The sequence below is a fragment of the Polaribacter sp. genome, from assembly GCF_024639685.1.
GTDB lineage: Bacteria > Bacteroidota > Bacteroidia > Flavobacteriales > Flavobacteriaceae > Polaribacter.
This window is the reverse complement of sequence record NZ_JAHEHX010000021.1, coordinates 83620-107465: the sequence shown is the minus strand read 5'-3', so window position 1 is coordinate 107465 and position 23846 is coordinate 83620. Positions and strand designations below refer to the sequence as shown.

Annotated in this window: 24 protein-coding genes and 3 pseudogenes; 17 read left to right on the top strand and 10 right to left on the bottom strand. The window is 29.6% G+C overall.

The window, feature by feature from the left end; all coding sequences use genetic code 11:
• Positions 1 to 95 precede the first annotated feature (95 nt).
• The 3 genes and pseudogenes from kynU to Q0L44_RS09995 all read left to right on the top strand — a co-directional run.
• Entirely contained in the window at positions 96 to 1364 is a 1269-nt protein-coding gene (gene kynU, locus Q0L44_RS10005) for a kynureninase (RefSeq protein ID WP_296638038.1), read from the top strand.
• An 18-nt stretch (positions 1365 to 1382) separates the two neighbouring features.
• Positions 1383 to 1556 (top strand): annotated as a pseudogene (locus tag Q0L44_RS10000) (NAD(P)-binding protein); the annotation flags it as partial.
• A pseudogene (locus Q0L44_RS09995) lies at positions 1556 to 2119 on the top strand (amidohydrolase); the annotation flags it as partial. The pseudogenes Q0L44_RS10000 and Q0L44_RS09995, both read left to right, overlap by 1 nt.
• A 30-nt stretch (positions 2120 to 2149) precedes the next feature.
• Here the strand turns inward: Q0L44_RS09995 and Q0L44_RS09990 are convergent.
• The 4 genes from Q0L44_RS09990 to dnaK all read right to left on the bottom strand — a co-directional run bounded on the left by Q0L44_RS09990 (position 2150) and on the right by dnaK (position 6081).
• Positions 2150 to 2578: a DUF2141 domain-containing protein gene (locus Q0L44_RS09990; protein ID WP_296638036.1), complete on the bottom strand. Its 429-nt coding sequence runs from the start codon at positions 2576 to 2578 to the stop codon at positions 2150 to 2152.
• Between the two features lie 49 nt (positions 2579 to 2627).
• Positions 2628 to 3173 (bottom strand): hypothetical protein, encoded by a 546-nt coding sequence (locus Q0L44_RS09985; protein WP_296638034.1) that lies wholly within the window; start codon positions 3171 to 3173, stop codon positions 2628 to 2630.
• Positions 3174 to 4061, bottom strand: coding sequence for a metallophosphoesterase (locus Q0L44_RS09980; RefSeq protein ID WP_296638032.1), 888 nt, complete (start codon positions 4059 to 4061; stop codon positions 3174 to 3176).
• A gap of 109 nt (positions 4062 to 4170) precedes the next feature.
• Positions 4171 to 6081, bottom strand: coding sequence for a molecular chaperone DnaK (dnaK, locus tag Q0L44_RS09975; RefSeq protein ID WP_296638030.1), 1911 nt, complete (start codon positions 6079 to 6081; stop codon positions 4171 to 4173).
• A 214-nt stretch (positions 6082 to 6295) separates the two neighbouring features.
• Between dnaK and Q0L44_RS09970 the strand changes: the two genes are divergently transcribed.
• Entirely contained in the window at positions 6296 to 6607 is a 312-nt protein-coding gene (locus Q0L44_RS09970; protein ID WP_296638028.1) for a DUF2853 family protein, read from the top strand.
• A 120-nt stretch (positions 6608 to 6727) separates the two neighbouring features.
• The gene (locus Q0L44_RS09965) at positions 6728 to 8152 is read left to right on the top strand and encodes an L-serine ammonia-lyase (protein ID WP_296638026.1); all 1425 of its coding nucleotides are present in this window, start codon (positions 6728 to 6730) and stop codon (positions 8150 to 8152) included.
• A gap of 58 nt (positions 8153 to 8210) precedes the next feature.
• On the opposite strand, the gene Q0L44_RS09960 is transcribed toward Q0L44_RS09965, so the two are convergent.
• Positions 8211 to 8927 (bottom strand): bacteriorhodopsin-like, encoded by a 717-nt coding sequence (locus Q0L44_RS09960; RefSeq protein ID WP_296638025.1) that lies wholly within the window; start codon positions 8925 to 8927, stop codon positions 8211 to 8213.
• Between the two features lie 126 nt (positions 8928 to 9053).
• Between Q0L44_RS09960 and Q0L44_RS09955 the strand changes: the two genes are divergently transcribed.
• Entirely contained in the window at positions 9054 to 9911 is an 858-nt protein-coding gene (locus tag Q0L44_RS09955) for a Brp/Blh family beta-carotene 15,15'-dioxygenase (protein WP_296638023.1), read from the top strand.
• Here the strand turns inward: Q0L44_RS09955 and yaaA are convergent.
• Positions 9901 to 10659, bottom strand: a complete 759-nt coding sequence (yaaA, locus tag Q0L44_RS09950; protein WP_296638022.1) for a peroxide stress protein YaaA — start codon at positions 10657 to 10659, stop codon at positions 9901 to 9903. The two genes, Q0L44_RS09955 and yaaA, sit on opposite strands and share 11 nt — an antisense overlap.
• Before the next feature lie 189 nt (positions 10660 to 10848).
• Here yaaA and Q0L44_RS09945 point away from each other — a divergent pair, with 189 nt between their 5' ends.
• The 8 genes and pseudogenes from Q0L44_RS09945 (at position 10849) to Q0L44_RS09910 (ending at position 16032) form a co-directional block, all read left to right on the top strand.
• Positions 10849 to 11388, top strand: coding sequence for an RNA polymerase sigma factor (locus tag Q0L44_RS09945; RefSeq protein ID WP_296638021.1), 540 nt, complete (start codon positions 10849 to 10851; stop codon positions 11386 to 11388).
• A gap of 41 nt (positions 11389 to 11429) precedes the next feature.
• A complete protein-coding gene (locus tag Q0L44_RS09940) occupies positions 11430 to 12113 on the top strand; it encodes a hypothetical protein (RefSeq protein ID WP_296638019.1) in 684 nt (227 codons plus the stop codon).
• 83 nt (positions 12114 to 12196) lie between these two features.
• Entirely contained in the window at positions 12197 to 13072 is an 876-nt protein-coding gene (locus Q0L44_RS09935) for a hypothetical protein (protein ID WP_296638017.1), read from the top strand.
• Positions 13073 to 13145: 73 nt separating this feature from the next.
• On the top strand, positions 13146 to 13622 hold the full coding sequence (locus Q0L44_RS09930; RefSeq protein ID WP_296638016.1) for a hypothetical protein: 477 nt from the start codon (positions 13146 to 13148) through the stop codon (positions 13620 to 13622).
• Between the two features lie 13 nt (positions 13623 to 13635).
• Positions 13636 to 14544, top strand: a complete 909-nt coding sequence (locus Q0L44_RS09925; RefSeq protein WP_296638014.1) for a hypothetical protein — start codon at positions 13636 to 13638, stop codon at positions 14542 to 14544.
• A gap of 52 nt (positions 14545 to 14596) precedes the next feature.
• A complete protein-coding gene (locus Q0L44_RS09920) occupies positions 14597 to 14923 on the top strand; it encodes a metalloregulator ArsR/SmtB family transcription factor (protein WP_296638013.1) in 327 nt (108 codons plus the stop codon).
• Between the two features lie 24 nt (positions 14924 to 14947).
• Positions 14948 to 15553 (top strand): protein-tyrosine-phosphatase, encoded by a 606-nt coding sequence (locus Q0L44_RS09915; protein WP_296638011.1) that lies wholly within the window; start codon positions 14948 to 14950, stop codon positions 15551 to 15553.
• Between the two features lie 11 nt (positions 15554 to 15564).
• Positions 15565 to 16032 (top strand): annotated as a pseudogene (locus Q0L44_RS09910) (DUF6428 family protein).
• A gap of 65 nt (positions 16033 to 16097) precedes the next feature.
• Here Q0L44_RS09910 and Q0L44_RS09905 read toward each other — a convergent pair.
• Positions 16098 to 17135, bottom strand: coding sequence for an RluA family pseudouridine synthase (locus Q0L44_RS09905; RefSeq protein WP_296638009.1), 1038 nt, complete (start codon positions 17133 to 17135; stop codon positions 16098 to 16100).
• Positions 17136 to 17149: 14 nt separating this feature from the next.
• Complete coding sequence (locus Q0L44_RS09900) at positions 17150 to 17704, bottom strand: PASTA domain-containing protein (protein ID WP_296638007.1); 555 nt, start codon at positions 17702 to 17704, stop codon at positions 17150 to 17152.
• Positions 17705 to 17797: 93 nt separating this feature from the next.
• Between Q0L44_RS09900 and Q0L44_RS09895 the strand changes: the two genes are divergently transcribed.
• From Q0L44_RS09895 to Q0L44_RS09885, 3 genes are read left to right on the top strand one after another with little or no spacing between them, the layout of a single operon-like run.
• Complete coding sequence (locus tag Q0L44_RS09895; protein WP_296638006.1) at positions 17798 to 18772, top strand: D-alanine--D-alanine ligase; 975 nt, start codon at positions 17798 to 17800, stop codon at positions 18770 to 18772.
• A 4-nt stretch (positions 18773 to 18776) separates the two neighbouring features.
• Positions 18777 to 19235, top strand: a complete 459-nt coding sequence (gene coaD, locus Q0L44_RS09890) for a pantetheine-phosphate adenylyltransferase (protein WP_296638005.1) — start codon at positions 18777 to 18779, stop codon at positions 19233 to 19235.
• A gap of 3 nt (positions 19236 to 19238) precedes the next feature.
• Positions 19239 to 21008 carry a M14 family metallopeptidase gene (locus Q0L44_RS09885; RefSeq protein WP_296638003.1) on the top strand — a complete coding sequence of 590 codons (1770 nt, stop codon included), beginning with the start codon at positions 19239 to 19241 and terminating at the stop codon, positions 21006 to 21008.
• Positions 21009 to 21047: 39 nt separating this feature from the next.
• On the opposite strand, the gene Q0L44_RS09880 is transcribed toward Q0L44_RS09885, so the two are convergent.
• Positions 21048 to 22040 (bottom strand): T9SS type A sorting domain-containing protein, encoded by a 993-nt coding sequence (locus Q0L44_RS09880; protein ID WP_296638002.1) that lies wholly within the window; start codon positions 22038 to 22040, stop codon positions 21048 to 21050.
• Positions 22041 to 22157: 117 nt separating this feature from the next.
• On the bottom strand, positions 22158 to 23819 hold the full coding sequence (locus Q0L44_RS09875) for a SulP family inorganic anion transporter (protein WP_296638000.1): 1662 nt from the start codon (positions 23817 to 23819) through the stop codon (positions 22158 to 22160).
• Between the last annotated feature and the right edge of the window lie 27 nt (positions 23820 to 23846).

Sequence of the window (23846 nt, the reverse complement as noted above, 5' to 3'; positions counted from 1 at the left end):
TTCTTTTCTGTACTATAAAGATAGTAATTTATACCATCAAAAATAACTTTATAAAGTAGATTGTTTATCTTTGAGAACAATCATTTTATAATTTAATGCAATATAAAAACACACTAGAATTCGCTAAAAAATTAGATAGCGAAGATCAATTGGCTTCATATAGAATTCAATTTCATATTCCACAAGATAAACAGGGAAATGACTGGCTATATTTTACAGGAAACTCTTTAGGGTTGCAGCCCAAGAAAGCAAAAGAATATATAAATATAGAATTGCAAGATTGGGCAGAAAAAGGTGTAGAAGGTCATTTTGATGGTGAGAATCCTTGGGTAACATATCCTGAGTCATTATCTAAAATGATGGCAAAAGTAGTTGGTGCAAAACCTATAGAGGTTATTATAATGGATACACTTACAGCCAATCTTCATTTTTTGATGGTATCTTTTTACAGACCTACTAAAAAAAGATATAAGATATTAATTGAGAGTGATGCTTTTCCATCAGACAGATATGCTGTACAATCGCAATTAAAATTCCATGGTTTTTCTGAAGAAGATTTAATTTATTGGTCTCCTCCAAAAGGTAAAGATCTTTTAGAAATAAATGATTTAGAGAATATTCTAGAAGAGCAAGGTCATGAAATTGCACTAGTACTTATAGGTGGTGTAAATTATTACACAGGTCAAAGATTCGATTTTAAGAAGATAACAGAACTTGGTCATGCTAAAGGATGTGTAGTTGGAATTGATTTAGCTCATGGAGCAGGAAACATTCAGCCAGATTTACATGAGTCTGGAGTAGATTTTGCGGCTTGGTGTACCTATAAATACTTAAACTCAGGTCCTGGAAGTTTATCAGGTATTTTTGTGCATGAGAAGCACGCACATAATAAAGAATTACCACGTTTTGCGGGCTGGTGGAATCATAATAAAGAAACACGTTTTAATATGCGTTTGCCTTTCGATGTTATGGCTGGAGCAGAAGGTTGGCAATTGAGTAATCCTCCAATTTTGGCAATGGCTCCAATAAAAGCTTCTTTAGAAATGTTTGAAGAAGTTGGTATGGATGCTTTAAGAGAAAAATCGATAAAACTTACAGGTTTTATGGAGTTTCTTTTTCAAGAATTGGGTTCAGATGCAGTGTCTGTAATAACACCTAAAAACCCATCAGAAAGAGGTTGTCAATTGTCAATACAAGTAAAAAATGCGGATAAAAGTTTACATCAAAAGTTAATGAATAAACATATTATTACAGATTGGCGCGAACCAAATGTAATAAGATGTGCACCTGCACCTATGTATAATAGTTTTGAGGATGTATATAAAATGGTATCTATACTTAAAGAGATTCTAAAGGATTATTAATTTTTTATACTTAGTTCTATGAATAAAGATGATAAAATACTTATAATTGGAGCTGGCTTATGTGGAAATCTCCTAGCACTTCGTTTAGCACAAAGAGGTTATAAAATTGAGTTGTTTGAAAGCAGGGCAGATTTACGTAAAGTAGATATTTCTGCTGGTAGATCTATAAACTTAGCCTTATCGGATAGAGGGCCATTGAAATTCATCCTTATGATGGAGATAAAATGATAAAATTAGAAAATACCAATTGGCGTTTTCATTTAATTTGGATGTTAGCACAATGTGGAGATGCTTATCATTTTTATACCTTAAATGGTATGCAAGACCGTTTTCCAAACATTAGAACTTGTTTTGCACATGGAGGTCAATTAGCGCAAATTAATCTTGGAAGAAGAATACAAGGTTTTGATGGCAGACCAGATTTATTTGAAGGGAAACATCATCCAAGAAAAGCTGTAGGTCATAAAAACATCTTTTTTGACACACTTGTTCACGATACAGATTCTTTAAAATTAATGTTTCAAAGACAGGGAACTAGTCAGGTTTTAATGGGATTAGATGATCCTTATCCTTTAGGAGAAATGGAAAGTGATAAACAATCTTCTTATCCAGGTAAGATTTTAGATCTAGCTATCGAAAAAGATTTAATATCAGAAACTGAGAAAAACGAAATTTGGGAAGATAATGTGCTTCAATGGATTTTTGGAGATGATATTCAAGCAAAGGAAAAATTAATTCAAAAAATTATACATTAAGTAAATACTCCCTTTTCGTATTATTAATCTTTATTTTAAAAGTATTTTAATTTTCTTATTGGAAGCTAAAGTAAATTTTGCTTCTTTGAATGATGGTGGTCCCATAAATCCTTTTGCATTATTAGAAAACCCATAAGGTTCTTTTGGAACTCCAAATAATTTAGTATCCATTTTGCCATTGTTATTTTCGTCATAAAAAATAGAGGCAGCATATTCACCTTTTTTTATATTTTTAAAAAAGACTATAGATTTTCCGTTTTTCACTTCTGATTTAGCACCAATAAATTCTCTTTTCTTTTTTAAGAAATCATTTGTATTATCATATAGTGCCAAATATACTTTACCTGTATTTGTTTTTATCCCCAAAATTTCTATTGTTAAATTAAAATTTGCTTCTTGTGCATTAAATGAAAAAAAATAGGAATAGGTTATAAAACAAAAGGTTAAAAAGTATTTCATTTTAATTTTTTAATGTTAAAAACTTAAAAATAGTACAATTACTTTTAGTTTATTTAAATGTTTCGTTAAATGATATTTTAATTTTAGCTAAACTTTCATCAGAATTAATTCTCATTTCGATAATTTTTCTTTTCAAAAAGATAGAATCGTAATTATAATAAGACGTCCAACTATCATTTTTTAAAAGTTTATTGACTTCTTTTAACTTTTGTTGTGCTTCGGCATAATTAAATGATCTAACTTTAGTTTCTATATCTTTTAAAATTACCTTAGCACGATTTGTTTTATAATCTACACTAATTACAAATTGTTTTTCTAGGGACTGCATAGAATTAAAATCTGTCCATTTTGCAAACCCAGTAACTTCTTTTTGGTTTTTATAGCTAGTTAAAGCTATCAATTTCCACCTACAATTTGCTACTCGTCCCCAATGATTAGATTTTCTATAAACACCCTTTTCTGTATAATAATATTTACTATTAGATTTACTCTTATAGAATTTATTATCAGTAAAACTAAAGTCATTCACCTCTTTAAACTCACAAAACGTGTGTTTGAAAAAGTTGGATGGGTTGTACTTTTTAAAGCTAGACATCTATTGAATTACTAATTTTCGAGAAACTTCACGCTCATACCCTTCGATAAAAATGGTGTCTTTTGTAAATTTTGCTTTTGCAAAAGCTGAGGTATTTTCAGTATCAACCATCCCTTTAAAAGTTAAAAAATGTATGTTATCTTTATATTTATAAGCACCTGCATGATTGTGTCCATTAAAAAAGAATTTTATATTTCTATAAGGCTTAATAATCTGTAGAAATTGGTTTCTGTTCCAAATGTTATGCTGGTCTATTGGATAAACAGGGAAATGACAGTAAAAGCCTACTAGTTGTTTTTCTTGCTGAGCTTCCTCTAATTCAGATTTTAGCCAGTTTATCTGAGTATTACTTAAGCCTCCATTCCATTTTTTTACATATGGAAGGTTTAGATCTTTTAAAGAATTGAATAATGAATCTGTCTGTTTTTTTTTGTCAACTGTAATTGCGCCATAAAAACTTAAATCATTTCCGTCTAAAACTATAAATCTCCAATTGTTTCTCACAAAACTATAGTATCTTTTTTCTAGATTTAGTTTTTTAATTACTTGCTCTTTTTGATTTTCTTCTACTTCAAAATCATGATTACCTAAAACGTGAAAGCTTTCTGATTTTAGAGTCTCCCAAGTTGTTAGAATACTATCTAAACTTTTAAAGTTTTTATCAATAAAATCACCCAAGTGAATAGTGTATTGTAAAGAGTCTTTATTTAATTCTATTATAGCTTCTTTTAATCTTTGAGGAGATTTCTTATAGTATCTATCCCACTTTATTTCACAATTGCAATATTGACAATCAGAAATAATACCAATTTTAAAATCAGATTCCTTTTTGTTTGCACAAGAGCTAATGAGCAATAAAAGAGCAAGAAGTATAGATAGTTTTTTCATTAGCTCAAAGATATAAAATGATTGTTAGATGCATAAAAAAACGCAATCAACTTAATGATTGCGTTTTACATTTATTTAGACTCTAAATATATATATTTAGATGGATTGCCTATTTTACTTCTTCAAAATCTACATCCTCTACATTATCTCCTTGATCTACACTTGCATCTGGCTGACCTTGATCTGCGCCTGCAGCTCCAGCAGCACCTTCTGCACCACCTTGAGCAGCATACATTTCTTCAGAGGCAACTTTCCAAGCTTCATTAATCTTTTCCATTGCAGCATCAATTTGTGCAAGATCTTTAGATTCATGAGCAGCTTTTAATTCTACTAAAGCAGCTTCAATTGGGTCCTTTTTATCCGCAGATAATTTATCACCAAATTCTTTTAATTGCTTTTCTGTTTGAAAAATCATAGAGTCAGCTCCATTAATTTTCTCAGCAGTTTCTTTTGCGGCTTTATCAGCATCAGCATTTGCTTCTGCTTCTTGTCTCATTTTTTCGATTTCCTCTTCAGATAATCCTGATGAAGCTTCAATTCTAATTTCGTGAGATTTGTTAGTACCTTTATCCAAAGCAGATACTTTAATAATACCATTTGCATCAATATCAAAAGTTACTTCAATTTGAGGTACACCTCTTTGTGCTGGTGGTAATCCATCTAAGTGAAAACGACCAATTGTATTATTATCTGCAGCCATTGCTCTTTCACCTTGTAATACGTGAATTTCTACAGATGGCTGATTATCTACTGCAGTTGAAAATATTTGAGATTTCTTTGTTGGAATAGTTGTGTTTGCATCAATTAATTTTGTGAAAACATTCCCCATTGTTTCAATACCTAAAGATAAAGGTGTAACGTCTAATAATAATACATCTTTTACATCTCCAGATAAAACTCCACCTTGAATTGCAGCACCTAAAGAAACAACCTCATCTGGGTTAACTCCTTTACTTGGTGCTTTTCCAAAGAATTTTTCTACAGCTTCTTGAATAGCTGGTATTCTGGTAGAACCACCTACTAAAATAATTTCATCAATTTCAGAAGTTGATAAGTCAGCATTTTTTAATGCAGTCTTACATGGCTCAATAGTTCTTTTTACTAAATCATCTATTAATTGCTCAAATTTAGATCTAGATAGTGTTCTTACTAAGTGTTTTGGTCCACTAGCTGTAGCAGTTACATATGGTAAGTTTATTTCTGTAGAAGCAGAACTAGATAATTCTATTTTAGCTTTTTCTGCAGCCTCTTTTAAACGTTGTAAAGCCATTGGGTCTTCACGTAAGTCCATGTTTTCATCTGCTTGAAATTCATCTGCCAACCAGTTAATGATTTTTTCATCAACATCATCTCCACCTAAATGTGTATCACCATCTGTAGCTAATACTTCAAATACACCATCTCCTAATTCTAATATAGATACATCATGTGTACCACCACCAAAGTCAAAAACAACGATCTTTTTATCGTCATTTGCTTTATCCATACCATAAGCTAATGCAGCAGCAGTTGGTTCATTAATGATTCTTTCTACTTTTAAACCAGCAATTTCACCAGCTTCTTTAGTAGCTTGTCTTTGCGCATCGTTAAAATATGCAGGTACTGTAATTACAGCTTGAGTTACATCTGCTCCTAAATAATCTTCAGCAGTTTTTTTCATTTTCTGTAATACCATGGCAGAAATTTCCTGAGGTGTGTATAAGCGACCATCAATATCTACCCTTGGTGTATCATTATCACCTTTAACTACTTTATAAGGTACTCTCTTAACTTCTTTTGATGAATCAGAGAACTTATTACCCATAAAACGTTTTATTGAATAAACAGTTTTTGTTGGATTTGTTACTGCTTGTCTCTTTGCAGGATCACCAATTTTACGTTCACCACCTTCAACAAAAGCTACAATAGATGGAGTTGTTCTTTTTCCTTCAGCATTAGGAATTACAACAGGTTCATTACCTTCCATAACAGAAACACATGAATTTGTTGTTCCTAAGTCAATCCCTATAATTTTACTCATAATTATTATTTTTATTAAATATTGTTTTCAATGTTTTCAAACATTTTTAGTCAAAGGCTATGCCAACTATAGTTTGTTTAGAAATTGTCAGTTTTTAGTTAGTTTCTTATGACAACATGACATAATTTAAAGAGTTATTCTTTTAATAATCAATTTGCTTTTATTATATTTAATGTCATCCCTCAGTATTTATTAACCCTTTATTAAATAAAATATGAGTAAACTACACGAAAAAGTTACGCTCTACAAAAAATTTATGGATGACAGGAACTTAAATGCAAATCTAGAACTGTTAACAGCTGTTACAAAAGGTTTGGGGCCATCTATTTACAAAGCAGATGCAGAAACTGTATCTGGTTCAGATGACAAAGAATTAACCACAGTCAAAAACAATTTTTTAATAAAAAAACTTGGTTTGCCAAATTCTGAATTATTAGATGTAGGTATCGAAGAGGTAATGAAAACAATTGGAAAATCTGAGCGAAAAAAATATCGCGCAGTTGTTTATTACCTGCTAGTAAAATAGTTTGACAAAGAATCAGTTTACAATTTGTAATTAATTATATATTTTAATAATTTAAAAAAAATCTAGCTGAAGCAGCTATGTTTTTTACATTTACAATAAAATATATTAAAATATTTAGGAATGTCTCAATTTATAAGTGTTTTTGATATGCTAAAGATAGGTGTTGGTCCATCTAGCTCACACACTCTAGGTCCTTGGAAGGCAGCACAAGCTTGGATACAAAAAGATAAAAAGCAGCAACTATTTGATAAGTTTGATGAAATTAAGGTAGACTTATATGGTTCACTTTCTTTAACTGGTAAAGGGCATGCTACGGACTTGGCAATACTATTAGGTTTAAGTGAAGCAGACCCTGAATATATTCCTATTGAAGATATTTTTATTATTGTAGATCGCATTAATACACAAGAAGAAATATTATTTAAAGGAGGTAAAAGGATCCCTTTTTTTAAGAGTTCAATACAATTTAACAGAACTTTTTTACCATTTCATGCCAATGGAATTACATTTAGAGGTTTTTTTGAAGGTAAAGAAATTTCTTCGGAAACCTATTATTCAATAGGTGGGGGCTTTGTAATTCAAGAAAATGACACTTTAGAAGATGAGATAGAGATTAATAAAAAAAATTTTCCATACCCAATAAATAGAGCGATTCAGTTAGAAGAATTTTGTGAAAGAGATCAATTGTTGATTTCTGATATCGTCCAAAAAAATGAGTTGGAGTTAAGATCTTCTCCTGAGATTGAATTTGAGTTAGGAAGAATTTGGGATACCATGCTAGAATGTATGTACATTGGGTGTCATTCAGAAGGGAATTTACCTGGTGGTCTAAATGTAAAAAGAAGAGCATTTAGTACACATCAAAAATTAATAAAAGATGCAAAATATTCAAACCCACAAGAATGGATCACGGCGTTAAGAAGTTCTGAAGTTAAGTTTAGAGAAATTTTAAAATGGGTAAGTTGTTTTGCATTGTCTGTTAACGAGGTAAATGCTTCTTTAGGAAGAGTGGTAACAGCACCTACAAACGGAAGTGCAGGAGTAATCCCAGCAGTTTTAATGTATTATTTAGTAATAGAAAATCACAATGCAGATTTTCAACATGTTAAAAAATTTCTTCTGGTAGCTGGGGAAATTGGTAGTATTTTTAAAAAAAATGCAACCATTTCTGCTGCAATGGGTGGTTGTCAAGCCGAAATAGGGGTTTCTTCTGCGATGGCAGCAGGTGCTTTAACTGAATTACTCGGAGGTACTCCAGCACAATCTTTGTGTGCTGCGGAAATAGCAATGGAACATCATTTAGGTTTAACTTGTGACCCTATTGGAGGTCTTGTACAAGTACCTTGTATAGAAAGGAATTCTATGGGAGCAATAAAAGCAATTCACGCTGCAGAAATAGCTTTAGAAACCAACCCAAAAGAATCTTTAGTGCATTTAGATAAAGTAGTAGATACGATGTGGGAGACTGCTAAGGATATGAATAAGAACTATAAAGAAACCTCAGAAGGAGGTTTAGCAGTTACCGTTAGAATGGCAGATTGTTAAAAAAAAAGTCCCAAAAGAAAAATTACTTTTAGGACTTTTATATTAAAGATTATATTATTTATTTAGAGTTTTCAACTGCTAAAGAATACACTACCAAACCAAAACCAATTTTGTTTATTGCGTCTCCAATGTTATAAACAACATCTAAGTTTAATCCTCCAAAAATTCCTTCGTACCATCCTGGTGTTCCAGCCATATAACCAATTGGATAAATTACCCAACCAACTAAAACAAACCAACATAAAGCTTTATGTGCTTTCAATACAGATCCTCCAGCTGCTACAGCTAATTTTTTTGCACTTCCTAACCAAATATCGTAGGCAATTGCAAAGTAAGCAGCTCCAGAAAGTAATCCCCATAACCAAGCGTTTGGTCTGTCTATAACCTCACCAACGTAACCTGTTACCAACATTATTACAGAAAATAAAATCATTCTCCACATTAATGATTTTTTTGCTCCTGCTACTTTTAAGATTAAATAGAATTCAACGCACATTAATGGTACAGTTAAGATCCAGTCAACATATCTGAAAAATGTAGGTGATTCTGCGTTTGCAGCCCAATAATCTCTCATGTAAAGATAATGAACAGCTGCAATAAAAGTAATTAAACCAGAAACTAGAATAGATGTTCTCCATTTTTTATCAAAACTATTCATTGATAAAAAGAAAAAAGCTGATGCAGCCATCATTGCCATGCATCCTACGAAAAATGTAAACCCTACATAATCATCTGGTGCCATCTTTGAAACGGCTAAAAAATGTGATAAATTCATAATAAATTAATTAAGTTAGTAAATATTTTGTTTAACTTTTTTTTAAAAAGCCATAACGAATATACAATATAAAATTAATATGTTTGCAACATGAGAGATGAAATTTTCACATATTACCAAAATTTTATGATTTTTTTTACATTTTTGCTGTTTTGGTTTGGTATTCAATTTGGGGAAATAGTAGAAGATTCAATTGCCTTTTTCCTTGTGATAACAGTAGGTATACTACATGGTGCTAATGATTTATTAATACTCTCTAAAAAAGATTTTACAGGTAAAAATAAATTTTCTAAAAATTTATTTATTTACCTAATTTTAATTGCTTTATGTGTTTTCTTGTTCTTTTTGCACCCCTATTTAGCTATAATTATTTTTATTGCAATTAGTGCATTCCATTTTGGTGAAGAACATTTTTCAAAAAAAATAAAACTAAATAGTTTAACCAATAATATCTACTATTTTATTTATGGGCTTGTTGTATTTGGAATGCTTTTTTATAATTCTAAGGACCAATTAAAAAGAATTATGGTAGACCTTGTAGGTATTTCTATTCCTTTGTATATAATTAAAATAGGACTACTGATAAGTATACTTTTGTTTTTAATATTTAATGTATATTTTTTTATTAAAAATTCTATTACATTAAAAGTTATTATCAAAGAAATTTTCTATTTGATGTTTTTATTTCTAGTTTTTAAAACAACTTCTTTAATATTTGGTTTTGCTATTTATTTTATTTTATGGCATTCATTACCTTCAATACTCCATCAAGTTTTATTTTTATCTGGTGAGGTTACTAAAATTACAATTTTACAATTTGTAAAGAAGGCGCTATTATTTTGGGCTATAAGCGCTTTAGGAATTTTATTACTTTACTATTTCACTCCAGACTTAAAGCTTTTTTCTTCTAGTCTATTTGCTGTTTTATTTGCAGTTACTGCACCTCATATGTGGGTAATGTCCGTCATGAAATCTAGCGAGTAAAAACAATTTCATATTGAGAAGATAATGCTTCAGAAAATCTATAATTTTCCACATTAAATCCTTTTAGTTCTTGTAGAGTATTTATGTTATGATTTATAATGTAGCGAACCATAAGACCACGCGCCTTTTTTGCGTAGGTCATAATCGTTTTATACTGTCCATTTTTAAAATCTTTAAAAACAGGAGTAATCATAGGTACTTTAAGTGTGTTTTTTGGAATTACTTTAAAGTATTCTGAGCTTGCAAGATTTATTAACAATTCATTTTCTTTTAATTCATTGTTTAAGGACTCAGCTATAGCATCGTCCCAAAACTTATATAGATTATCTTTTCTGCCAATTTTAAGTTTTGTTCCCATTTCTAAACGATAAGGCTGAATTAAATCTAAAGGTTTTAAAACACCATAAAGGCCTGAAAGAATTCTAAGTTTATCTTGTAGTATACTCATATTTTTCTCTTCGATAGTATTTACATCAATACCTTGAAAAACAGCGCCAGTAAAAGCATATATAGCTTGTTTAGAATTTTCTAACGTAAATGGAGTTTCCCATTCTTGATTTCTTTGATAATTTAACGTAGCTAAATCATTTGAAATAGACATTAAATCTGACAGTTTGTTTTTAGAAAGTGTTTTTAGTTTTTTATTTACCTTTTCAGATTGTTTTAAAAAACGAGGAAGGGTATATAAACTTGTCGGTGATTTACTTTCAAAATTTAAAGATTTTGCTGGTGATATTATGATTTTCATTGACTACATTTATTGTAAATGTAAAAATAAGAATGATTGTAGTTTTATCCTAAATATATTAGAAAGTTAATTTTGATAAAACTATTTAAAAAATTGATGAATGATTGTATTTTGAAAATTACTTTATAAAAAAATCAAACTTTTTGAATTATCTTCGGTCAAAAGAAGTATAAACCAACCAAAAAATATTTGAGTAAAGACATAGAACTTGTTAAAAAGCTACAAAACCCTACACTAAAAGATAGTACTTTTAGTGAATTGCTTGATGTATATCAAGAGCGATTGTATTGGCATATAAGAAAAATTGTTGCTACTCATGAAAATGCAGATGATGTTTTGCAAAATACTTTTATCAGAATTTATAAAAGCATTTTAAAATTTGAAGGAAAAAGCAGTTTACATACATGGATGTATAGAATTGCGTACAATGAATCCATTCGTTTTTTAGAGAAAAACAATAAAAAAAGATATGATAATATTGATGAAGTTTCCGAATCTAATTTAGAAGTATTATTTCAAGATGAATATTTTGATGGTGGTGAAATTCAGAAAAAATTACATAGAATTATTGCAAGTTTTAAAGAAAAACAAAAACGAGTCTTTACAATGAAATATTTTGATGATTTAAGTTTTCGGCAAATTTCTGAAATTTTAGATGTGTCAGAAAGTACATTAAAATCAACCTATTATACTTGTGTTAAAATAATTGAACAAAAAATTTTGATGTAAATCCAAACTATTTCAAATTAGTTGGGTCTAACTATTATATTATGGAAAAATCAACAGAAAATAACAACAAAAAGAACTTTCTTAAAGAAGGTTTACAAGGTGATATTTCTAAGCATCATAAGGAGTCTTTAGGAACAGCTATTCCTGAAGGTTATTTTTCTACATCTAAACTTTCTATTTTAGATAAAATAAAATCTGAAAGTAATCCAACTAAATTTTTAAAAGAAGATTTTTCTGATATCAATCAACATCATAAAGAATATCTAGGAACTACTGTTCCTGAAGGATATTTTGAAAAATCTAAACTTTCTATTTTAGATAAAATTAAAGAAGAAGTAAAACAAGAAGTTGCATTAGAAGTAAAGCAGCCAAAAAAACAATTGGTGTTTTATATGCGTTCTCAATTTAGGTATATAGCAGCTGCATCTTTAGTTTTTATATTGAGTCTTACAGTTTGGTTACAGAATTCAAATAATCAAGATGATTTTGATGCAACATATATAGAGTCATTAGCTTTCGAAGATGATGTTTTAATAGAGTCTTTATTAATAGATGATAAAGATTTAGATGCATTTGCTGATGCTACTTTATTTGATGAAGTTGTGGTAAAAGCAGAGCTTTCTGAGCAAAAATTAGATAATTTAATTATAAATTCATTAATGGTAGAAGATTCATTATTAGATGATTATATGGATGATAAGCTTCTTGAGACTATTATTTTATAAAAAAAACAAAAAATTTTCAAACTATTTTAAAAATGTTGGTTCTAAGTAAATAGAAACAATTTATTAATTAAAATTTACATATTATGAAAACTACAATTTCCAAAGACAACGTTTTAAAATCAAGTATTTTATTTTTTACAATTAGTGCATTTATTTTATCAGCTTTATTATTTACATCTTGTTCAGATTCTGAAGGTGTAGAAGTTACTGATGATACTACTTTAATAGAAAAAATTGAAAGTGCATCTAAAACTACTGTAAAATCTACTCGTTTACCATCAGCAACTTCATCAACATTTAATGGAGAATTGGCAGATAGTTACATTCAAAAAGTAGAATTAGCAGCAGGATTAGGGTTTAAAGTATCCATTGGAACTGATGATGCCTCTAAAGAAGAGATTGATAGTGATGTCTTTTTCTCAACACAAGGAAGACAGTTAAATGACACTAGCGAAAAAAGAACAAGAAGAAGAAACAAGTGTTTTGAGTTTGTTTTTCCTATCGATTTTATAATGGCTGATGATTCTTCAATTACGTTAAACAGTAAAGAAGATTGGGCTTTAATTAAAACTTGGTATGAAGAAAATCCAGATGTTACAGAAAGACCAGAATTAGTTTTTCCTGTTGATGTTACATTAAAAGAAGATGGTTCTACCCAAACTTTAATTGATGTTGATGAATTAAATGCAGTTAAAAATTCTTGTAAAAGAGGAAAAGACAAAAGAAAATGTTTTAAATTAGTATTGCCTGTAAGCTTTACAATGGAAGATGGAAGCGTAATTGAAGTTGCTAAAAGAGGTGATTTTAAAAAGCTAAGAAGATGGAGAAAACAAAATCCAGATGCTACTGTAAAACCAGCTTTAAATTTCCCTGTAGATATTCAATACAAGGATAAAACTACAGCTACTATTAATGATCAAACTGAATACGAAGCAGCAAAAGAAAGTTGTTCTAATTAATTTGTAAATTTGTACTTTAGATTTTAAAGAGCAATACTATTTCTTTAATAGAAATGATATAAAATATTAAAAAATGAAATTAAAAAACATCATATTAACAGTTAGCTTTATTGGTTTGATGCTTTTTCATAAAACAGTTTTTGCTCAAGATTCTAATTATAATTTGATTAAAAAAGAGTTGACAAAAAAGCAAATCGATTTGTTACAGAAAGAGAGAGAAGTAATGAAAGCAAATCGTGAAGCTTTTAAAGCATCACTAACTAAAGAACAGTTAACTATTTTAAGAGATAAAAGCATCTCTAAAACTGAAATAAGAAAACAGTTGTTAGCCACTTTCTCTAGAGATCAAAAAAGTATGGTTCAAAACCAACAAGTTCGTTTACGCAAAACCAGAGAAAATTTTAGAAAAACTTTAACTGGTGAGCAAAGAAAAATGTTGAAACAACGAATTGATAAAATTAGAAACTCTAAAGACAGAGGAGAATTAAATGATGGTCCAAGAGTAAATAATGCAAATGGAGGAAAGAAAAAACGAAATAGGAGAAATTAGTTTTTAAATATTTATGATTGATTTATATCAAGGACTAAAAAAAACACTAAAAGTTTTTGGGTTGCTACTGTTTTCAGTGGCAACCTCTTTTTGTGCTTATGCACAAGAAGATAGTTTAGATGATATAGATAGTTTAATAGATGAACTTTTTTTCGACGACCAACAGTTTTTAGATGAATTATTGGAAAGTGATTTTACTTACAATTTTTTATATACCTCTGTTTCTTACAATAGCAATACTTATTTTTCTGGACGAGATTCTGGTACAGATCAATTTAATATAATTCCACAAGTTTCATATTATCATTCTTCAGGTTTTAATGCTAGTGTTTCTGGAATTTATTATCAAAATTTTGACCCAAGTTGGGATTTTACAAGTGTATCTCTGGGTTACTTTAATACATTAGGAAAACAAAAAAAAATCATCTATAATTTAGGTTATACACATTTCTTTTATGCTGATGGTTATGATGTTTTTACAAATTCTTTAGATGTTAGTTTGGGAGTCAGAAATAAAAAACGAACATTAGGAACTACAATTGCAGGTTCTTATTTATTTGGCACAGATAAATCTTACCAAATTGTATCTAATAGTTTTGCGAACTTTACACTAAAAAGAGCCATCAATTTTGCGGTTCGTTTTAGACCCAATATTAGTTTCATAATCGCTAATCAAAGCATCACATTTCAAAACATTGTTAGAAGTCCTAGAGGACCAAGAATTATAACTACAACTCAAAATGTTTTCGATTTATTAAATACTCAAATCACTTTTCCAATTTCATATACAACCAACTCTTGGGATTTTGAATTGGGCTACAATTTAAATTTACCTAAGGCATTATCTAATGAAACTGATTTATTTACAACAGGTTTCTTTAATCTTTCTGTTGGATATATGTTTGATTTAAATAATAAATAGAATTCTTTTTTATTTAATTACTTAATCGTAATATTGCAATAAATAAATTAACGTGGGTTTAACAAAATCAGAAATATTTACAGAAGAACAAAATAAAATTGCTTTAATCGCAAAAGTTATTGGGCATCCTGCTCGTGTTGCTATTTTAGAACACTTAATAAAATTAGAGGAGTGTGTTTGTGGAGATTTGGTTAACGATATTGGGTTAGCCCAATCAACAATCTCACAACATTTAAAAGAGTTAAAAAAAATAGGTTTAATCAAAGGGACCACAGAAGGTACAAGTGTTTGTTATTGTATTGATGAAAAAAACTGGGCTGAGGTAAATAACTTGTTAGGTAAATTTTTAAATAAAAAATCTAATGGAAGCTGTTGCTAATCCATCACAAAAAAGTAGAATAAAATGAATGCTAAAATAGAAGAATTAATTAAAAACCTTAATATTGACGAAATATCAGCTGAAAGAAAAAAGGTGTTAGAACCATTAATCGATTTTGTAGCTCAAAAAAAATCTGAGAACAGTCCAATTATGATTAATTTTATCTGTACACATAATTCAAGAAGAAGTCATTTAGGTCAAATTTGGGCACAAACTATGGCAACTTTTTTTGATGTAAAAAATGTAGTTACTTATTCAGGTGGAACAGAAACAACAGCCATGTTTCCTAAAGTTGGAGAAACTTTAGCAAATCAAGGATTTGAAATTCAAAAATTATCTGAAACTAACAACCCAGTTTATGCTATTAAGTTTGATGAGAATTCACATCCTATAATTGCTTTTTCTAAGAAATACAGTGATGATTTTAATCCAAAATCTGATTTTGCTGCAATTATGACTTGTTCTCACGCTGATGGAAATTGCCCGTTTATTGCAGGAGCAGAAAAGAGAATTCCTATTACTTACGATGATCCTAAATTGTTTGACAATACTGATCAGCAAAATGAAAAATACGAAGAACGAAGTTTGCAAATTGCGACTGAAATGAAATACATTTTTGCTAAAATTTAAATCTTATACTCATGAAATTGTCAGAAATCAAAACACATTTAAAAGAATTAAAATCCATTGGTTTTCAATTGCCAAATTGAGAATTAGTAGCTCCTCACTTTCATGTTACAGAAGTTGGTAGGGTAAAAAAAGATTTTATAGATTGTGGAGGTAAAGTAAGAAGCGAATCTGTAATTAACTTTCAATTATGGGAACAGCAAGATTATGACCATAGGTTACATCCAGAAAAACTATTAAACATAATACAGCTATCTGAAAAGATTTTTGAATTTGACGATTTAGAAATTGAAGTAGAATATCAAGGTAAAGACACTATTGGAAAATATAATTTAGATTTTGATAGTAAAAACTTCTTGCTGACTTCTAAATTAACGGCATGTTTAGCTTTAGATGCTTGTGGAATTCCTGCAGAAAAACCTAGAATTAAAATATCAGATATACAAAACAACACTTGTGCTCCAGGTTCTGGATGTTGTTAAAACAAAGATTTAAATAAAAACCCATTCTAAAGTAGAATGGGTTTTTTATTTTTTGTGAGTTTTTATTACTCAATTTCTTCTTTAGAATGCTCACTGTAGGTTCTCCATTTTTCTAAACATTCTTTAATGTCATCAGGTATTTCTGAATTAAAACGTAAGAATTCTCCTGTTGTTGGGTGTGTAAAACCTAAAGTTTTGGCATGTAAAGCTTGTCTTGGTAAAACTTTAAAACAATTCTGAACAAACTGTTTGTATTTGGTAAAAGTAGTTCCTTTTAAGATTTCATTTCCTCCATATCTTTCATCATTAAATAATGTATGTCCTATATGTTTAAAATGTGCTCTAATTTGATGTGTTCTACCAGTTTCTAATTTACACTGCACTAAAGTTACATAAGTTAAGCGCTCTAAAACTTTAAAATGAGTAACTGCATGCTTTCCAAAATCACCATCAGGAAAAACAGCCATCTGCAATCGGTTTTTTAAACTTCTACCAATATTACCTTCAATTCTACCTTCATCTTCTTCTATATTTCCCCAAACTAAGGCATAGTATAAACGTTCTGTGGTTCTATCAAAAAACTGTTTCGATAAATGAGCCATTGCAAATTCTGTTTTTGCAACTACTAATAAACCACTCGTATCTTTATCAATTCTATGAACTAAACCTGGTCTTTCATTAGAATTGGTTGGTAAATTTTCTATATGATAAATTAAACCATTCACTAAAGTTCCAGAATAATTTCCATGACCTGGATGCACAACTATTCCTGCTGGTTTATTTAAAACAATAACAGCATCATCTTCATGAATAATATCTAAAGGAATATCTTCTGCAACCAATAAATTTTCTGCAGGTGGATAAGCTAAAACAACACGAACTACATCTTTTGGTTTAACTTTATGATTCGATTTTACTGCAACTTCGTTTACTAAAACATTACCTACTTTTGCAGCTTGCTGTACTTTATTTCTAGTTGCATTTTCTATAAAATTCATTAAAAATTTGTCTACTCTTAATGGCTCTTGTCCATCAGCAGCAACAAACTTATAATGTTCATATAAATCGTCGTTTTCTGACTCTAAATTTTGGTTTTCTTCCAAATCTTCTTTAATTTCTATCTGTTTCCATCTCCTAAAACCAATTCTATAATTGAGTTTTTAGGTAATTTATCGTTCGGATTTACAATTTTATCATTGTGTCTTAATCCTCTTACAACGTCTTTGCCTATATCTTTTACATAAGTATAGGATGTACCTACTATAAAGCCGATTGCTCTCAATTCTGAAATAGCTTGTCTTTTTGTACGACCATTTAAATCTGGAATTGAAATATCTCTGTATTTAGAAGGGTTTAATGTTAAGTATATCTTTCTATTTTCTTTAACGAAGTCTCCTCCAATAGGGGTTTGTTCTATAACTGATTTTTTTGGATATAATGGATTATAACTTGCACTATCAATAACTTTATAATCTAAATTTATTTCTTTTATTTTTTTTTCTGCTTCGACAATTGTCATTTTTTCCAAGTTAGGTACTTGAATTTTTTGATTATGGTTTGTAGTAGTTGTAAGCCAAAATTTTAAACTTAAAAATACAGCTATAAAACCGACTAAAGCAATAACCAATTGTTTAAAAAACAACTTACTTTTAATAAACTGAAAAATTTGCATAATACGATTTTAAATAGGTATACAAATATATAAAATCTAAACTTTGCAGTTTCTATTTATATTTTGATAAATTTGTTTAAATAATAGAATTTAATGAAAAAAAATATTGCTGTTATTATGGGAGGTTATTCATCTGAATCTGCCATATCTATTAAAAGTGGAAATATTGTCTTTAAAAATTTAGATGATAAAAGATACAATATCTTTAAAATTCATATTTTAAAAGAAAAATGGGTTGTTTTAGATGCTGATGGCAAAGAATACAACATCAATAAAGATGATTTTTCTTGTATTATAAATCAAAAGCATATAAAGTTTGATTGTGTTTTTAACGCAATTCATGGTAATCCAGGAGAAAATGGAATGATTTTAAGCTATTTAGAACTGCTGAACATTCCTCATACATCAGCACCATTTTATCAAATGGCTTTAACTTTTAATAAAAGAGACACATTAAGTGTTGTAAAAGATTATGGTGTTAAAACTGCAAAATCTATCTATTTAAATGAAGGTGATTTAATTAATACAGAAGCTATTATTAAGAAAGTTGGTTTGCCATGTTTTATAAAACCTAATAATGCAGGTTCTAGTTATGGTATTTCTAAGGCTTACACAGAAAAGGAGATTTTTGTGGGTATTTTAAAAGCATATAAAGAAGATTCTGCTATTTTAATTGAATCTTTTTTAGAAGGTACAGAAGTTTCAGTTGGGGTTATTCAATACAAAAATAATTTAAAAGTGCTGCCAATTACGGAAATTGTCTCTGAAAATGATTTCTTTGATTATGAAGCAAAATACGAAGGTAAATCTCAAGAAATTACGCCTGCAAGAATATCTAAAGAACAACAGAATAGAGTAGAAGAGGTTGCAAAGAAGGTATATAAATCTTTAAATATGTCTGGTTTTACAAGAGCAGAGTATATTTTTGTGAATGATGAGCCTCATTTCTTAGAAATTAATACAGTACCAGGTTTAACTGAAGAAAGTATTTTGCCTCAACAAGCACAAGAAGCAGGTATTTCTTTAGCACAACTTTTTGAGAACGCTATTCAAATGGCATTAAATTAAAATTATGAAAAAAGCAGTTTTTCCAGGATCTTTTGATCCTATCACATTAGGTCATTTTGATATTATAGAAAGAGGAGTAAAACTTTTTGATGAGCTAATCATAGCCATTGGTATTAATGCAGATAAAAAATACATGTTCAGCTTAGAAGAACGTAAAAGTTTTATAGAAAAGGCTTTTAAAGACGAACCAAAAATTAAGGTTTTAACTTACCAAGGTTTAACTGTTAATTTTTGTAAGGAGCAAAATGTTGAATTTATTTTAAGAGGATTAAGAAATCCTGCTGATTTTGAATTCGAAAAAGCCATTGCACATACCAACAGAAAACTATCAGAAATAGAAACTGTATTCTTACTAACATCTTCAGGTAAGAGTTACATTTCATCATCAATTGTAAGAGATGTAATTATAAATAATGGAGATTATACAGGTTTAGTGCCTGATGCAGTTAGCGTAAAAAAATAATTTATGAGCAAATTTTTATTGAAAACCTTATTGGTTTCAACCTTGATTTTTGTGGTTTCTTGCAGCAAATCATCTAAACAATCAGCAGATTTTACTACAATTTTCGAAAAGTCTAAAGGAACAGAAACTCCAGAATATATTGAGGTTATAGAATATTTTTCAGAGTTGTCTGAGGTTTATAATGAAATTTCGCTGTTTAATTTTGGGCAAACAGATTCTGGAGAGCCATTACATTTAGTGGTTTATGATAGCAATGGAATTTATAATGTTGATGAAATTAAAAATTCAGCAAAAAATAGAATTTTAATTAATAATGGAATTCATCCAGGAGAATCTGATGGAATAGATGCTACTATGATGTTGTTAAGAGATATTGTAAAAAATGATTCTTTACAAAAGAAATATAAAAATTCGATTATTTGTGTAATTCCTGTGTATAATATTGGAGGATCTTTAAATAGAAATTCGCATACAAGAGCAAATCAAAATGGACCTTTAGAATATGGTTTTAGAGGAAATGCCAGAAATTTCGATTTGAACAGAGACTTCATAAAGCAAGATACTAAGAATTCAGCTGCATTTGCAGATATTTTTCATACTGTAAATCCAGATGTTTTTATAGATAATCATGTGAGTAATGGTGCAGATTATCAATATTCAATAACACATCTATTTACCCAGCATAATAAATTGGGTGGTAAATTAGGTTCTTTTTTGCAGAATGAAATGAGGCCAAATTTAGAGAAATCTCTAGAGCAAAAAGACATTATAATTACGCCATATGTAAATGTTTGGGGTAATACACCAGAAGTTGGTTTTTCTCAATTTTTCGATTCTCCAAGATATTCTACAGGCTATACAACCTTGTTTAATACATTAGGTTTAATGGTAGAAACGCACATGCTAAAGCCTTATAAAATTAGAGTAGAACAAACTTATGAGCTTATGTTATCTGCTTTTGATTTTACTGAAGAAAATTCAGAAAAAATTAAAGATTTAAGAGCAAAAGCTACATCAGGACTATTAAGTAAAAAAACATATCCTATTCAATATGCTGTAGATAGAGAGAAGTACAGAATACTAAATTTTAAGGGTTTTGAAGGTTCTTATATAGACAGTAAAGTTACCAATGGTAAACGTTTGTTTTACGACAAAAACAAACCTTTTGAAAAAGAAACAAAGTATTTTGATGAGTTTAAAGTTACCAAAGAAATTGAAATTCCTGTTGCTTACATTTTACCTAAAGGTTGGCATAAAGTTGTAGAAAGATTAAATAACAATCAAATTGAGTACACAAGGATTAAAAATGATACAACAATTGTTGTTACTGTAAATCACGTGAAAGATTTTAAATCTAGAAGTGCACCTTATGAAGGGCATTATTTACATTACAGTACAGAAGTATTTAGCTCAATAGAAGAAGTAGCATTTCAAAAAGGTGATTTATACATACCAACAATTCAAAATGGAGTTCGTTATTTACTAGAAACATTAGAAGCAGAAGCTACAGATTCTTTTTTTAATTGGAACTTTTTTGACACTGTTTTGCAAAAGAAAGAAGGTTATTCATCCTACGTTTTTGAAGATGTTGCAGCCCAAATCTTAGAAGATAATGAGTTTTTGAAAAATGAATTTGAAAACAAACTTAAAGAAGATGAATATTTTCAGAAAAACCCAAGAATGCAATTAGATTATATTTATAAAAATTCACCTTATTACGAAAAGACACATCTAATGCTTCCTGTTTTTAAGGTTTATAGCACAAAAGATTAGTTTTAAAAGTTTCAAGGAATTCTTTTAATTTTATGAAAATTATTTTACAATTACTTTGTTTTTACTTATCATTTTTGATCCATTCTTAAAAATAAAATAATAAGCTCCGGCATTTAATTCTGAAATATTTATTTGTCTTGTAGTTATTTTCTTTTCGGTTACTTTTTTTCCTAAGCTGTTAAAAACTAATACATAATCACACTCTAGATTAGTATTAATTATTTTAATATCATTTTTAACTGGATTAGGAGACAAAATAAAAGCCTTATTTGTGAAGAAACGATTTGTAGATAACGGGTTTGTTTCTTCAATGCTAAAATCTGCGAAAAGTACAGCTTCATCTTTTAAGTCTTGTACGTTGTTTAAACTTCTGTAAATACCCCATTTAGGTCTAGCAAATTCAGCACCTTCTTGCCAGTTATCTAAATTCGAATTTTGATAGTAAAGTATTACAGCATTTGTAGCAATATTTCTAATTTCTATTTCGTAATCGCTGTTAGTACCGTAAGTTAAATCAACACTAATCGAAACCCAATTCCCTCTTAATAAATCTAAGTCTGCAGTTTTCATGGTGTTTTGATCATTAGTACTGGTATACCTTAATTCTAAACGATCTGGAGTTGCTTTTCTTGCAGTTAGTGTAAACATTGGTATTGATGCAAAACTACCTCCAACAGATTTAATTTGATGTAAGTGTGTGAAGTTTGGTGAAACTTGAAAGTCTGCACTAAGCTTCATTTTCCATTTATAGATTAGTCTTTCACCTTCTAAGCCTAATAAATTATCTGGGCTTTTGTCATAAGATTTTATTTCAGTTCGTTGCCTGTCAAAAGTTTTACATCGATCATTATCTTCAGAAGCATGAGCGAAAAAACGAAAGACATTTTTATTTAGATCAGTATCAAAGACTTCATCTATATGTCTACCAAAAGAGGTGTGTACACAATCTGGCACTTTAACTACATTGTAATTTGGAGCCATAACAGAATTTATAAGTTCGTAGGTGTTTCCTGCTCCATCAGCACTCAACACTACTTGTGCTTTGGTGTTTAATGAGAATAAAAGTAAGGCAAAAACTGAAACTAAAATTCTTAACGTAAGTCAAATATAATTGGTTTACCAAATTGGTTATCCAAATATAGTGCTTTTCTAGAACTTATATTCGCTTAATGGTTTAGGGAATTTTTCAGGGTTTGCTGCAAGGTGATATCTTGGGTCATCTATACCTTCTTCTATAATATCTATAAAGATTGGAGATGCTTTGTATAATAATACTTTACAATCTTCGCTAAGGTGTTTTAAAATTACTTTTTTATTTAAGGCCTGGTATTTTTCCACCAAAGCAAAGATAGCTTCAATAGCAGAATGATCAGATATTCTAGCTTCTACAAAATCTATTTCTACTTGATCAGGATCATTTTTAACATCAAACTTTTCGTTAAAAGCTAAGATGCTTCCAAAAAATAAAGGTCCCCAAATCTCATATACTTTAGTACCATCTTCTTTAAAACGTTTTCTAGCTCTAATTCTTCTAGCGTTTTCCCAAGCAAAAACTAAGGCAGAAATAATTACACCAACAAAAACGGCTATTGCTAAATCAAAAATAACGGTTACAGCAGATACCGTTATTAAAACAAAAGCATCTGACTTTGGTATTTTTTTAAGAATTCTAAAACTAGACCAAGCAAAAGTTTCAATAACCATCATAAACATTACACCTACTAAGGCTGCAATTGGCACTTGTTCTATCAATTTATCTGTAAAAAGTATAAAAGTTAATAAAGTAACAGCCATCATTATGCCAGATAATCTTCCTCTACCACCTGCGTTTATATTTATTACGGTTTGGCCAATCATTCCACAACCACCTGTTCCACCAAACAAACCACTTACAATGTTTCCTGCTCCTTGAGCTACGCATTCTTTATTTCCATTTCCCCTAGTTTCTGTTAATTCATCAACCAAATTCATGGTCATTAAAGATTCTATTAAACCAACAGAAGCTGCTAGAACAGCAAATGGTAAAATAAATGTTAGTGTGTCTAAATTAAAGGGTAAGTTTTTCCAAAGTTCTAAACTTGGTGTTGGGAATTCACCCTTTAATCCAGTTCCTCCTCCTTCTATTATATACGAACCAACAGTAGAGACTTCTAATCCAGAGAATACAACAATTAACGTAGTTATTAAAATAGCGGTTAATGAAGCAGGAATCTTTTTAGTGATTTTAGGTAAAAGCCAAATAATTCCCATGGTTAAAGCAACAAGTCCAAGCATTATAAAAAGTTCTGAACCCTGCATAAAAGTACTAGTATATTCATTTACACCTTCACTGGAAATTGATAAAGATTTGTGAGAAAACATTTTTACTTGAGCCCAGAAGATTACTATAGCTAATCCATTTACAAAACCCATCATTACTGGGTGTGGAATTAATCTTACAAATTTCCCTAGTTTAAAAACACCTGCAAAAACCTGGATAATACCCATTAATATTACACAAGCTAATAGGTAAAAATAACCCATGTTATCTACTGGTGTATCAAACAACATGCCTTTTGTATGCCCTTCAGAAATCATAGCAACAAAAATTACAGCAACAGCACCAGCAGCTCCAGAAATTAAACCTGGTCTACCACCAAAAACAGCTGTTATTAAACCTATTATGAACGCACCAGAAAGCGCTACTAAAGGGTCTATTTGAGCAACAAACGCAAAAGCAACTACCTCAGGAATCATAGCTAAAGAAACAGTAATGCCGGCTAAAACATCGTCTTTAACATTAGGTGTAATTTTTTTTATGAATTCTGTCATAATTTATTGGCTTTTAAAAGTTGGCAA